We start from the raw sequence: 13,042 nt of genomic DNA, 5'->3' as shown, positions 1-13,042 counted from the left end.
ATCGGGCCCCACTCCCAGAAGTTGGGGCTGACCATTTTATGCCCAGCACCGCTAAATTGACTAATAAGCATTCTTGCCGACAAAGCCTTTGACAAACGTTAAAAATATGATTTTTAGATCGAGTATTACTGACCAATTATCGATATACCAGAGATCATGCTGAACGCGCTTTTGCATTTTCTCCAGAGTGTCAGTTTCGCCACGCAAACCGCTGACTTGTGCCCACCCCGTAATACCAGGCTTTACCTTGTGACGCTGCATATAGGATTGAACCAGCTCCTTGTAATGCTCGTTGTGTGCCAAAGCATGCGGCCTTGGGCCGACGATCGACATACGTCCCTGTAAGACGTTGTAAAACTGCGGTAGCTCATCCAGAGAAGTACGGCGCAAAAAGGATCCTATCGGAGTAAGACGACTGTCCCGCTTTCTCGCCTGCGTCACCTGCCCATCATTTTCCTTGTGGACTTTCATCGAGCGGAACTTGTAAACCTTGAAACGCTTTCCGTTGAACCCGGTACGATGCTGTTTGAACAGTATGGGGCCTGGCGACGAGCATTTAATTGCAATGGCAATAATGATGCATATCGGTAATGCCAGAACGGACAGGATCGCTCCGAGAACGACATCTTCCAGCCGCTTGATCAGGCGCGCGCCACCCGCCATGGGGCTAACACTCAAATCAATGCTATACAGACCCACTATTTCACTGACACGGTGATTGAGCAGTGGCAGGTCAGAAAGCTCGGGAAAGAAACGTATTTCTACCGTCTGATGGCGCAAAGCATACATCAGACTCTGCACGACACTTCCCATGCTTAATGGCATACAGATCCAGACCTCACTGCAGCCAGAGTGCGCGACGCGACGCGATACGCAAGCCAGATCTTTTGAGTCGATGGCATTATTTAAACGGTGCACACCAGCAACGGAATAACCGGCCACTTGCTGGGCACGTATATGGCGCGTAATGCTTAATAAAGTAGCCCCGGGACCAATCATGAACACGTGGCGCCGATGGCGTCCACGCAATCGATAGCGGGCCAGAATAGTTCTGGCCACCCAGCGTACGCAGACCGCAATGGCAAAAGAAAGCGCCATCGTCATCACAAGCCATAGCCGCGAATAACGCTCTGCCACATGAATGAAATAGATCATGGAAGTAGCAAAAACAGTGACGCCGCCCCATACCAGCATTAGCTTGAACAGAATTTCGTAAAATCGGCGGGCACGCCATCGCCGGTAGGCGTCAGCTGAACTATTGAGCATCAACAACAGCAAGGTAATGACGGTCAGCGCCCAGAAATAACGCTCTTCAACATCCCAGTGACCAAATCGATAGAAATAAGCGGCCATACCGCCAGTGAGGATAGCGATAGCATCCAGCACCATTGCGAGCAGTGGCAATGGTGCTCGTTCAATTAATAACGCGCCTTTGTTAGCCACAACCCTGGTTACCTCACAAAGCTACTGACGTCCATATATATCCTCAAAGCGCACAATATCATCTTCTCCCAGGTAGGCGCCTGACTGGACTTCGATCAGTTCCAGAGGGATCTTGCCCGGGTTCGCCATAAAATGGGTCGCCCCTAACGGAATGTAAACGGACTGATTTTCAGCAACCAGCTGTTCTTCGCCGTTTATCCCTACCAATGCGGTGCCAGAAACGACCACCCAGTGCTCTGAACGGTGATGATGCATTTGCACCGACAGTCTTTGGCCCGGGTTAACCGTAATACGCTTGACCTGATAACGGGGTTCGCAATCGATCGCGTCATATTTTCCCCACGGCCTGTACACTTCACGGTGTTGCGATACTTCCTTGCGCTGCTCAGCCTTGAGTCTTTCTACCAGCGTCTTGACCTCCTGAGCATTGTCACGGCTTGCCACCAGTACAGCATCCTTGGTTTCCACCACCATGATGTTATCCAGCCCGATAAGGCTCACAAGACGGCTTTGCGAATACGCCAGACAGTTGCTGCTTTGATGGATGGCCACATCGCCATGGCTGACATTACCGACGTCATCCTTGTCATTGACCTCCCAAACAGCTGACCAGCTTCCGACATCACTCCAGCCAGCCTCCATGGGAACCACGACCGCACTATCAGTATGCTCCATGACGGCATAATCAATAGACTCTGATGGGCAGGCTTCAAAAGCGACGGTATCAATGCGAAGGAAGTCCATATCAGCCCTGACATGAGCCATGCTGCGCTGACAGGCTTCGAGAATATCAGGCCGGTATTTGCCCAGCTCTTCGAGGTAACGGCTGGCCTTGAACATGAACATGCCGCTGTTCCAGTAGTAGCCACCTTCAGCAAGGTAGCGCTGTGCTGTCACAGCATCCGGTTTTTCCACAAAAGAGTACACTGATGCATAATCCTGCGGTCCGTGCTGACCGGCTTTCACATATCCGTAGCCAGTCTCCGCGTGCGTCGGCTTTATCCCAAAAGTGACTAGATATCCTTTTTCAGCAGCAGCTTGGGCTTGGAGCGCTGCTTTCTGGAATGCATTTACATCGTCCATGTAATGATCCGCTGCCAGCACCAATAAAACAGGATCATCGCCCTTAGCCATACTCTTTATGGCGGCAAGTGCAATGGCCGGCGCCGTATTACGACCGAAGGGTTCAAGCAAAATACCGCTGTGTTGCGCACCCATCACACGCAGCTGCTCAGCTGCTAGAAAACGGTGCTCTTCGTTGCAAATCAGCAAAGGCGCTAGATGCTCCAAACCATCAAGGCGTTTAATGGTCTGTTGGAGCATCGACTCACCTTCATCGGTGAGCGCGATAAACTGCTTTGGGTAATGAGGACGCGATAATGGCCACAAACGTGTGCCAGAGCCACCGGCCATTATAACAGGAAACAATCTCATTATTTCCTCTTTAACCGGTAAACGGTGTAATCAAAAAACATTAAAAAAAGAGACATCGGATATATGAAAAAATATCTTATAAACAGCCTTGGCTCATCATATATCCTATATACCCATCTCAAGCTTAGCTTGTCGATAAACTTTGGGTAATATGCACCAGAAGCTGATGCTGTTTGATGTAAAAAACCGCCACAGCTAAAACCACAGGCATCAAGCTTATTTGATTTATATTTCTGCAACATTTCTTCCTGCAGCCCTCTACCCATGCCGACCAAAAGATAATCAGCCCTTGCCAAACAGACATCTTTAATAAATAATTTTTTTTCTTCTTCAGAAGAAAAAAAACCGTCTCTTATCAACACCACTTCTGCATTAGGATATTCTCGCGCTAAAAATTCTTCAAAACGACTTATAGACCCCTTATCCGAACCCACTATAGCAATGGTTTTTTTATCATCTTCGGCCATTTTGAAAAACAAACCAGCTATTGACGTGAAATCAAAAGAAACCCTGGAAATCTTTCTCCCAAGAAGGAATGAGAAAACACTGCACAAAACAAAACCATCACAATATATGTAATCCAGATCATCATAGATGTCAGGATTTTTCCTTGCATACAAGTAAGTGTAAGGATTTAAAAAAGTAGCCACACCATCCCATCTAATTTCTTGAGAAAGAAGCTTCTTTTCGAGGACATCAAATATCATATTAGCGCCTCTACATAGCCTTCTACCATTTTTCTGATATCGTATTCTTTCGACCTGGACGTAGACTTTAAAGACATTTTTTCCCGACATTGAGAAGATTGCATTATTTTATTCATTTCTGAGGCCCAAGTGCCAGCATCATTTTCATCCAATAAAATCCCTGCATTACCGACAATTTCATGCATTGCAGGTATAGCACTACAAACAACAGGCAGCCCAGCCGCCATTGCTTCAACCACAGAAAACCCAAAAGCTTCATAAACAGAAGGAAACAAAAAAACATCTCCTAAGCCTAAAAGAAAAGCCATCCTCTCAGGAGAAATTTCACCCATTAAAAAAACTCTATTCTGCAAATCATTTTCTTTTAAAAAAACTTCAAATGATTCTTTTAATTCCCCGTCCCCAGCGATTATCAAAACTGCATTTTCATTTACATTCTCCATTGCCTTTAAGAGAAGCAACTGATTTTTCTGAGGATGAAGCCTGCCTGACGTAATAAACCTAAAGCTTTCTTTTGGAATACCATGACTTTCTAAAAAACCGACAGCTCCATTCACTTCTTTTGTTTCATAGGAACTAACATCGATCCCATTTTTCACCACTTTCATTTTTTTCTTGTACCTTTCAGGGTACTTTTTAAAAGAGCGATAAACAGTATCCGATACAGCAATCATTCTATGATAAACACCAAAGACCCCAAAACACCAATCAACATAACGACATAACTTAGGATAAGTCTCTACAGGGTTACGATGTGAGATAACTATATTTTTTGTGTTTGCAATTTTTGCTGCGAAGGCGCCAATTATATTTGCATAATGCGTATAACACACCACATTATCTGGTTTATTTTTTCGTATAAAAAAAACTAAAGCCATCACTAGCTTAATGTAATCAAAAAAACCCGAGATTGGTTTTTTAAACAAGCTAAAGATATCATCACCAAAATAACACTCTCTTTTAATATAAAGAAAGCATACAGACGAGTCGATACCTTCTTTTTTCATCTCTCTGGATAACCTAACTGCAGCTCCTTGAGCTCCTCCAGCTTCCATTTGAGTAACGATATGCAGTACTTTCAATTTTACCAATCCTATGTATTAAATCTAAGTTTCAGAAACATCTTGCTTATACAGCCTCTTTAAAGAGGCTGCAAAAAGCAAAGCAAGCATAATAAAATAATACGGGTTTTTGGGGTAAAAAATATCACTACTAGTCATGCCAGCAACTAACAGAGAAACAAACAAAGAGAACTCTTTTTTATCAGAACCAATAGAAATAAAGTAAAACAAAACCATCAGCCCTCCCACCCCTAAAGCGCCCGCATTAAAAAACATATTAATATATGAGTTGTGTGGGTTTTCAGTAGTACCCTCACCCCATCTTATTGGTACTACAGCATAATCTGGGCCACCAAAAAAATAATTGGAAACACCATAATTATTCGCAATTGAATCTATCTGCTTGGTCCAAATCTCAACCCTTCCGTTAGTACCTTCTCTAAGGTGCTTTTCTATCCAAATCTGGCTTTCAGTGAGCTGAGACTTAGGCACTTCATTGTCTACCCAATTTGGGATACTTCCATACAAAACTATAGAAAAGCAAAAAATTAAAAAGCCTGCCACAATCATTGAAAACTTATACCCTTTGGTCAAGGGCAACAAAAAAATCAACACACTGAAAAAAATTGCCACCCAAGGAGTATCAGTTGCTGTCCAAAAAATTATAATTGATGAAATAAAAACGCCCAAAAACCTAACCACCCCTTTTGAATAAAAAATAGACACCAAAAAAACCATCGGGGTTAACCCGCCAAGATTGGCGGTACTTCCCTCAAAACCATAAATAGATTTAATGCCCCACCCAAAAAAATCTATTTCCGTATAATTAAGACTACGAACCCCGGACACTCCTCCAAAAAAATAATTAAAAACCGACAAAAAAACTATTAAAAAATAACTAAAAACCAAGCAAGAAGAATAATCCTTTAAATCAAAATCTGAAGTTGAGAAAACAAAAGCCATGCATGAAAAACATATAAAATACGCTATGGCCCAGTTACTTCCTGAAGTCAGATACACTGGAGAAAGAAGTAAGATTATGCACAAACCTATTATTCCAACTTGCAGCCCTCCTCTGATATTTTGCTTGCTGTATAAAAATACAAAAACCAGGAAAGATAATAGCGAAAAAATTGTGTTTGAATAAAATACAGCTGTATGCTTATCCGTATACTGATTTGCTAGCGATGTAGAAGCGCAATATAATGCAATGTAAAAAAATACAATCAGTTGCCTTAATTTATTATTGAAGATCAACATCATTTGACCCTTTATGGTTTAATAAAAAAACCTTATCAAAACAAAAACTGGGTTCAAGCCTATAGAAAAATCTGTCTGAACAATCTGTTTCATTCACGATGTCCTTTAGTATGCTTGCCACCAAACAACCCTCTTTATCTTGCCATGAAGTTTTATAACTTTCGCTATACTTTCTTATGGCTGTCTCTCTTTTTCCTTTTTCATCATTTTTTGATATTTCTATCGTTTTTAAATCCTTGGGAAGATAATTAGAAACTCCATTACGTACAAAGCCATAGTAATCGGTTTTCTCTCCTCCCATATTATAATAATACGTTTCAATTCCAGCTAATGCCGCTTCTAAATGCAGGCTGGTATCTGCTGCAATCAGCACAGAACAAAATCCAAAAAAATCGCTTAAGGAAATGTCCCTTGGATTTATTATTTCGACGCTTTCGTTATTCCTAAAGCGGTTTGAGATACTATTTAAAAACTCTTTTCCCTGATAGGGATGAACTCGAACATAGACTTTGCAATCCAGCCTATTCAACCGCTCAATCAAAGATATAACCTTTTTAACATCATCCAGTTTATTCACACCAATTCCAACTCCTCTTTTTTTTATAGAAGAGTTATTTTTTAAAACTTTTTTCTGTTGCCCGCACAGATAAACCCGACTTTTAGACTTTCTTATTCTCTTGGCTTTATTTTGGCATTCTACATATTCATTAAGGCTAATAACACCATCTAGAAAAGCATAGTCAAATTCAAGAGGAGGAAATAAATTAGAAACCGAGGCATGTTGCATGTATGCAGTTTTAATTTTTAAAACTTCTGCGGCCAGCTTTAAAGATCTATTGGTAGGGTTGTGATCGTTTGAAACTACAACAACTCTAGGCTGAGCATTTTTTAAAAAACTTAAAAAAAATAGCAAGTACGGATATGGTACATAAAATTTATCCAAGTTATACTTGATTTCTTTACTGAGGTTTTTTTCATTTAACTCTTTATCCAATTTTGAATGACGTGCAAGCATAAGGTACAAGGACCCTATGAGATGCTTCATATCGAAGCCAAGCTTATAACTATTACAAACTTTACTTTTTTTGCCAGCGGCTTCTTTATCGAGAATAAAGCTACATTTTTCTATTTTCGAAATTTCATTGTATGAAGGAATCAATGAATTAAACTGATTACTGGTTTCAGCATAGTATACAACATCCACTCTTTTTACTTTCTTCTGTAATAAAGAAAACCTCCTCAAGGCAATCCAGAAGAAAATTATTATTCGCTGCAATTTCCCGGTATACATTTTCTTTTTTTTGTTCAGAAACGATAATTCGTGCGTTTTATTGCCGAACAGGTATGCAATATAAACCTCGGGCTCTTGAGAAAGAGCTTTTAGCGCCAAACTTAGCATATTCTTGATCTTCATTAAAAATCATCTTCTTTAAACAAATCTCTACGCACAGGAGTATTCTTTTCAACATTTTCTTTTAGCGTTTTATTTATGATTTGTTTTTTAAACTTCGGAGGCAAGCCATACCCGGGACGAATACTTTTTATTGAGTCTTCTGTAACAACATCGCCAACTTTAAGGTCCTTAATAAAGTATAAAGAGCGCCGAAATTTTTCGTTAGACTGTTCACTCGATTTTTGTCCATAGTCGATCTTGCCCAGAGCCGCCCATGCGGTTTTGGTGTCTCTACAAAGGGCCGTTAGATCTTCAGGCTCAAGTGAGAAGCTGTCATCGGGGCCGCCACCACTTCTGTCGAGCGTCACGTGCTTTTCAATAAGCGATGCGCCAAGGGCCACACTGGTAACCGCTGTTGTATTATCCAGGGTATGGTCTGAGAGGCCGGTCACACAGCCAAAACGATTGATCATGTCCGGGATCGTGCGCAGGTTGTAATCTTCTGCAGGCGCGGGATAACCACTGACGCAGTGCAAAATGGCAAGCTCCTTGCAGCCAGCGCCTCGGGCTGCATCGACGGCTTCCTGAATCTCTTCATCATTGGCCATGCCGGTGGAAATAATCATCGGCTTGCCCTTTGACGCCACATACTCGATCAGAGGGAGATCAATGGCTTCAAACGAGGCGATCTTGTAGGCGGGGGCCCCAAGCTCTTCCAGCAGGTCGACGGCGGTCGTGTCAAAGGGAGAACTGAACAGGGTGATGCCAAGTGAACGGGCATATTCAAACAGCCTGGCATGCCACTCCCACGGCGTATGTGCCCACTCGTACAGCTCATAAAGAGTTCGCCCTTTCCAGAGACCATCATTGATCTGAAAGTCTGGCTTATCACTTTTAAGTGTAATGGTATCCGGGCGATAGGTTTGAATTTTAACTGCGTCAGCACCGCACTCTTTTGCGGTTTTTATAATTTCCAACGCTTTCGAAATATCACCATTATGATTGGCAGACAGCTCCGCAATCACATAAGGCGCATGATTTTCACCGATATCCCTACCATCTATTCTTATATTTTGCACAAATCACTCCTTAACCAACTTTATTGAATATTTAAATCCGTTCATATAAAAGAAAGCGGGATATCGCTTCCAATCCATCAACCTGATTTTATTAAAAGACGTTCGCAAACTATCTTCCGGATCTATTTCGCTATCGGCTGGCGTTCTTCTCCGATAGTAAGTTGCTTTTGATTCATCTTGTTTTTCAGGTGTATGTTGCGAACCAAAAAGCAACAGCGCTTCGCTCATGAGCATGAGCTCCGTCTCAAAAAGCTCAGAATTAATCTCATCGATCAACTGATGATTTTTCACTTCAAACGTCCGCTTTGCCCATATGGCACCCGTATCGACACCATCCTCTGCTTCCAAGAGACTTACAGTAATGCAGTCAGCGCCCTCCAAAAGATCCCAGATATAAGGGCTCCAACCACGGCCTTTTGGAAGATCACTGGCATGGACAACCAGCGTGCTTGAGTATTTAGATCTATGACTTGAGTTAACGATTTGATGGCAGGAAATCAAAAAAAGAAGGTCGCCACCCCTAAGCTCCTCGACATCTCTGACCAAATCTATTTCACATCTTCCGCGATTATCACCGATCCATCTATTAACCCAAGGATTTATAGGATGATCTTTATCAGAACAGAGTATTGAAATTTTCATGGGCAACCATAGTTTAATATAGTAGAGCTAACTTTATCCGTGCCCAGACCATCAACTAAACGAAAACAACTTTCAGCCATATGACCAAGTTTAGTCGATGGTCTTTGGATATTGCTTATCGAATTTGAAATTTCAAATTTCAGGCCCGAGCTGTAAGCGTTTCCTGCACATATCACTGCACCATGCTCTGCAAGATACCTCGCTATCATCTTCTGGTTCTCGGCGATGACAATCATAATTGCAGGAAGACCTAGAGCACAGCGCTCCCAGGACGTACTTCCAGCCGCGCCGATCGCCAGATCAGCATTCGCCATCCGACGCGCCATATCATCGACGTTGACTACGACCTCGGTGGACCAGGGCAGTTTGGCCGCCTGCTCCCTGACAGTACCCAACCACGGCGCTGTTGCCCCCATGACCACCGTGACATGACACTTGGCGGGCAAGTCGCTTTGCTGCAATGCATCCAGCACAATGCCGGTAACATTATCCTTGTCAACGCCGCCAAGGCTGATCAACAGCTCCTGACATTCCCGACGGTGCTCACGGCGCTCAAGGCTGTAGGGCCGCCACTGCGCAAACTCCGGCCTGAGCAGCGCATACTGTGGCCCGATCATCAGGTCGCAGTGACCGGGCACCAGATGTTCATAGTCCTCGGCCTGTCGCCCCAGGTTCTGATCAAGCAGCGCATCGGCAGCGTGCGGTCGATCCGCCAGATCATCAATGACCAGAAGCCGAGTCGCGTCGGGTAGAGCCGCGTTCTCCCAACGCGCGTCAAGGGCGTAGTGATCGACCACCAGCCAGTCCGGGCCAATGTCCTGAATGATCGATCGAGACTGCTCGGCGTCCTGCTGCCAACTGGCCCCCAACCAATGCGCATGCGCTGGCGCCTTGGTGCTTTGAGGTGCAGCGTCATTCGAGTCGGCGTTTGACAGAGCGTGTATCGAGAAACCATTCGTCTCGATCGCATTCATCAGATGCCCTGTGTGATCACGGCACAGAAAATGACATGTCGCTCCCTGCTTTGAGAGGGCGCGCGCAAGCGTCAGGCAGCGCATCACGTGCCCCGTGCCCATCTCCAGCGAGGCATCAACTCGAAAGGCGACAACGCGCGGGCTGTTATCACGCTGTGCGCTCATGAACTCGCCCCATGTTCGCGTTCTGCCTGCATCGCCTTGAAAAGCCATTCGGCGCGCACCCAATCGTCCGGGGTATCGATATCCTGCACTCGGTGACGCGGAAGCCTTACCGGGCAAGAGCGCGGACTGAACAAAGGCCGCTGCTCGAGCCAGGCCTCTGCCCTGCCCCAGTAGAACTGACCGGCATCGTGCCATGCCTCTTCCAGATCCTGAGAGCGGGTCGAGAAATGTTCCGGGTTGAACATTTGGACACGACCATCGTCGGTCGTTTTCAGGGCGCGCTGGATGGGAAAGGCGTAATCGGTGACTGAAAACGCGAAATCAACGTCGTCACTGCCCTGAAGTTGAGCCAGCCCGCGTTCTAAATACTCCGATGAAAGAAAGGGCGCTGTTGCATAGATGCAGCAGACAAACTCGGGCAGGGTTTCATGATCCTTGAGCCACTGCGCGGCATGAGCCATCACCGGTATCGTTCCCGTGAAGTCATCGGAAAGCGCGTCAGGCCGCATGAAGGGGGTTTCTGCCCCGTACTGACGAGCGGTCTCGGCAATATCATGATCGTCGGTCGATACCACGACACGCTCGATGCTCGGACATGCAAGCGCAGCACGGATCGAGTGCGCGATCATCGGTGCACCACAAAAGACCTTGATGTTCTTTCGCGGAATACGTTTGCTGCCTCCGCGGGCGGGAATGATCGCCACCCCTGTCATGGCGCGAGTGCCTGCGTCAGAACGCGGATAACCTCATCCTGATCACTTTCGGTAAGCCCCGGGTACAGCGGCAGGCTGATGGCTTCCCGGTAATAGGCTTCGGATGCCGGAAAATCGCCCCGGACAAATCCCATGTCTTCATAGTAAGGCTGCAGATGCACCGGGATATAATGAAGATTGACCCCGATGCCCTGCTTGCGCAAATACTCAAAAACGGTTCGGTGGTCTGTGGCGATACGTGTGAGATTCAGCCGAACGATATAGAGATGAAATGCCGAATAGCCAGTGTCGGTCTGGTAAGGCGTCTTGAGCGGCAACCCGGCCAGTTTTTCATTATAGCGACGCGCCAGTGAGTGACGACGTTCGACATACTCATCCAGCCGTTCGAGCTGTGAAAGCCCCAGAGCGGCCTGCAGTTCGGTCATCCGGTAGTTATACCCGAGGGCAATCTGTTCGTAGTACCAGGGTCCATGGGACGCCGAGCGCATGGAAGCGTCATCCCGCGTGATCCCATGGCTTCTCAACAGCGCCATCTTTTCGAAAAGAACGCTGTCATTGGTGACCGCCATGCCCCCTTCTGCAGAGGTTATGATCTTGACCGGGTGAAAACTGAATACCGTAATTTCGCTGTAGAGACCGTTGCCGATGTACTCATCCAGATACTTGCCCCCGATCGCATGGGAGGCATCTTCGATGATGCGAAACCCGTAGCGCTGCCCCAGCGCATGGATGGCCTGCATGTCACAGGGCTGGCCACTCAGGTGTACCGCCACTACGACGCTCGGAAGCCGCCCCTGTTGCTCTGCCTCTATCAGCTTTTTCTCGAGCGCATCCGGACTGATATTGTACGTCTCGGGGTCGATATCAACGAAATCGACACGGGCGCCGCAGTAAAGCCCACAGTTGGCAGAGGCAACGAAGGTCACAGGTGAGGTCCATAGCCAATCCTCTGCTTCAAGATCAAGTGCAAGGCAGGCCAGGTGAAGCGCTGAAGTGGCGCTGTTCATGGCCAGTGCATGTTTGGCACCGACCTTATCCCCAAGCGCTTTTTCAAAAGCAGGTACCGTCGGCCCCTGAGTCAGGTAGTCTGATTTCAATACCTGAACAACAGCATCGATATCGGCGTCGGTAATGTCCTGGCGACCATATGGAATCATCAGATGCTCCCAATCTTTTCCCAGTTTTCAGCGATCCAGGCCTTGAGCGTCTCATCGCTCATCCATTCGCTATTATTGTCGCTGGCGTAGACAAACCCTTCGGGAACCTTTTTACCGTCCTTGATGCGGTTGGCATCCTTGTCCCAGCTGTTGATGGCCGGAAGGATCTTGAAGTGCTCGGGATACTCATAGGTATAGTGCGCATCTTCCGAGCCAATCATCTGCTCATGCAGTTTTTCGCCGGGGCGAATCCCAACCACTTCCTGCTTTGCTTCAGGCGCAATCACACGGGCCAGATCCGTCACGTTCATGGAGGGAATCTTTTTGACGTAGATCTCTCCGCCTTCCATGTCTTCAAAGGCGTGCCAGACCAGCTCCACGCCTTCTTCAAGGGAAATCATGAACCGGGTCATGCGATCGTCGGTAATGGGGAGCACGCCCTTGTCACGGATCGACATGAAAAAGGGAATGACCGAACCCCGCGAGCCCATCACGTTGCCGTAGCGCACTACTGAAAATCGGGTCTCGTGGCCGCCGGCATAAGAGTTGCCCGCGACAAAGAGCTTGTCCGAGGTCAGCTTGGTGGCGCCGTAAAGATTGATGGGGCTGCTGGCCTTATCTGTTGAAAGCGCGACTACTTTTTTGACGCCCTTATCAATACAGGCATCAATAAGGTTCATGGCACCAGTGACATTGGTTTTGACACATTCGAACGGATTGTATTCGGCGGTCGGCACGATTTTGGTTGCCGCCGCGTGCACAACATAATCCACACCATCCAGCGCTCTATATACACGCTCGCGATCGCGTACATCACCGATAAAAAAGCGCACACGTTCATCGCCTACAAATTTTTTGGCCATTTCCCATTGTTTCATTTCATCGCGGGAAAAGATAATGACCCTCTTGGGGTTATATTTTTCCAGCAGCATGGGAATAAAGGTATGACCAAATGAGCCCGTGCCGCCGGTAACCATAATAGATGCGTTAGTAAACACCTCGCCTCCTTGTTAG

Annotated in this window: 12 protein-coding genes; all 12 read right to left on the bottom strand. The window is 46.2% G+C overall.

Annotated elements, in window-relative coordinates; all coding sequences use genetic code 11:
- Nucleotides 1-60: 60 nt before the first annotated feature.
- Genes C8D72_RS13155 through pseB form a run of 12 tightly spaced genes read right to left on the bottom strand, consistent with a single transcriptional unit; the run spans nucleotide 61 to nucleotide 13,026 of the window.
- Nucleotides 61-1,443 (bottom strand): undecaprenyl-phosphate glucose phosphotransferase, encoded by a 1,383-nt coding sequence (locus tag C8D72_RS13155; protein WP_281271628.1) that lies wholly within the window; start codon nucleotides 1,441-1,443, stop codon nucleotides 61-63.
- A 21-nt stretch (nucleotides 1,444-1,464) separates the two neighbouring features.
- On the bottom strand, nucleotides 1,465-2,877 hold the full coding sequence (locus C8D72_RS13150) for a mannose-1-phosphate guanylyltransferase/mannose-6-phosphate isomerase (RefSeq protein WP_115854873.1): 1,413 nt from the start codon (nucleotides 2,875-2,877) through the stop codon (nucleotides 1,465-1,467).
- Nucleotides 2,877-3,584 carry a WecB/TagA/CpsF family glycosyltransferase gene (locus C8D72_RS13145; RefSeq protein WP_170140602.1) on the bottom strand — a complete coding sequence of 236 codons (708 nt, stop codon included), beginning with the start codon at nucleotides 3,582-3,584 and terminating at the stop codon, nucleotides 2,877-2,879. Before C8D72_RS13145 ends, C8D72_RS13150 begins: the two co-directional genes overlap by 1 nt.
- Complete coding sequence (locus tag C8D72_RS13140) at nucleotides 3,581-4,666, bottom strand: glycosyltransferase family 4 protein (protein ID WP_147301536.1); 1,086 nt, start codon at nucleotides 4,664-4,666, stop codon at nucleotides 3,581-3,583. Before C8D72_RS13140 ends, C8D72_RS13145 begins: the two co-directional genes overlap by 4 nt.
- A gap of 24 nt (nucleotides 4,667-4,690) precedes the next feature.
- Nucleotides 4,691-5,905, bottom strand: coding sequence for an O-antigen ligase family protein (locus tag C8D72_RS13135; protein WP_170140601.1), 1,215 nt, complete (start codon nucleotides 5,903-5,905; stop codon nucleotides 4,691-4,693).
- Entirely contained in the window at nucleotides 5,889-7,319 is a 1,431-nt protein-coding gene (locus tag C8D72_RS17380) for a hypothetical protein (protein ID WP_147301535.1), read from the bottom strand. The genes C8D72_RS13135 and C8D72_RS17380 overlap by 17 nt, the downstream gene beginning before the upstream one ends.
- Nucleotides 7,319-8,377: a pseudaminic acid synthase gene (gene pseI, locus C8D72_RS13130; protein WP_115854869.1), complete on the bottom strand. Its 1,059-nt coding sequence runs from the start codon at nucleotides 8,375-8,377 to the stop codon at nucleotides 7,319-7,321. Before pseI ends, C8D72_RS17380 begins: the two co-directional genes overlap by 1 nt.
- A 3-nt stretch (nucleotides 8,378-8,380) precedes the next feature.
- Nucleotides 8,381-9,019: a formyltransferase family protein gene (locus C8D72_RS13125; protein ID WP_115854868.1), complete on the bottom strand. Its 639-nt coding sequence runs from the start codon at nucleotides 9,017-9,019 to the stop codon at nucleotides 8,381-8,383.
- The gene (pseG, locus tag C8D72_RS13120) at nucleotides 9,016-10,158 is read right to left on the bottom strand and encodes a UDP-2,4-diacetamido-2,4,6-trideoxy-beta-L-altropyranose hydrolase (RefSeq protein ID WP_115854867.1); all 1,143 of its coding nucleotides are present in this window, start codon (nucleotides 10,156-10,158) and stop codon (nucleotides 9,016-9,018) included. Before pseG ends, C8D72_RS13125 begins: the two co-directional genes overlap by 4 nt.
- A complete protein-coding gene (pseF, locus tag C8D72_RS13115; RefSeq protein WP_115854866.1) occupies nucleotides 10,155-10,871 on the bottom strand; it encodes a pseudaminic acid cytidylyltransferase in 717 nt (238 codons plus the stop codon). The genes pseG and pseF overlap by 4 nt, the downstream gene beginning before the upstream one ends.
- On the bottom strand, nucleotides 10,868-12,028 hold the full coding sequence (gene pseC, locus C8D72_RS13110) for a UDP-4-amino-4,6-dideoxy-N-acetyl-beta-L-altrosamine transaminase (protein ID WP_115854865.1): 1,161 nt from the start codon (nucleotides 12,026-12,028) through the stop codon (nucleotides 10,868-10,870). Before pseC ends, pseF begins: the two co-directional genes overlap by 4 nt.
- Entirely contained in the window at nucleotides 12,028-13,026 is a 999-nt protein-coding gene (gene pseB, locus C8D72_RS13105) for a UDP-N-acetylglucosamine 4,6-dehydratase (inverting) (protein WP_115854864.1), read from the bottom strand. The genes pseC and pseB overlap by 1 nt, the downstream gene beginning before the upstream one ends.
- Nucleotides 13,027-13,042: the final 16 nt, after the last annotated feature.

This window comes from Kushneria indalinina DSM 14324 (genome assembly GCF_003385845.1).
GTDB classification, from domain to species: domain Bacteria; phylum Pseudomonadota; class Gammaproteobacteria; order Pseudomonadales; family Halomonadaceae; genus Kushneria; species Kushneria indalinina.
This window is presented reverse-complemented; position numbering and strand designations above follow the sequence as displayed.

What these genes read in the sequence shown, in the direction of transcription:
- C8D72_RS13145 (WP_170140602.1), bottom strand. Translation starts at nt 3,584, where the DNA reads ATGATATTTGATGTCCTCGAAAAGAAGCTTCTTTCTCAAGAAATTAGA.
- C8D72_RS13150 (WP_115854873.1), bottom strand. Translation starts at nt 2,877, where the DNA reads ATGAGATTGTTTCCTGTTATAATGGCCGGTGGCTCTGGCACACGTTTG.
- pseF (WP_115854866.1), bottom strand. Translation starts at nt 10,871, where the DNA reads ATGACAGGGGTGGCGATCATTCCCGCCCGCGGAGGCAGCAAACGTATT.
- pseC (WP_115854865.1), bottom strand. Translation starts at nt 12,028, where the DNA reads ATGATTCCATATGGTCGCCAGGACATTACCGACGCCGATATCGATGCT.
- C8D72_RS13125 (WP_115854868.1), bottom strand. Translation starts at nt 9,019, where the DNA reads ATGAAAATTTCAATACTCTGTTCTGATAAAGATCATCCTATAAATCCT.
- pseG (WP_115854867.1), bottom strand. Translation starts at nt 10,158, where the DNA reads ATGAGCGCACAGCGTGATAACAGCCCGCGCGTTGTCGCCTTTCGAGTT.
- C8D72_RS13135 (WP_170140601.1), bottom strand. Translation starts at nt 5,905, where the DNA reads ATGTTGATCTTCAATAATAAATTAAGGCAACTGATTGTATTTTTTTAC.
- C8D72_RS17380 (WP_147301535.1), bottom strand. Translation starts at nt 7,319, where the DNA reads ATGAAGATCAAGAATATGCTAAGTTTGGCGCTAAAAGCTCTTTCTCAA.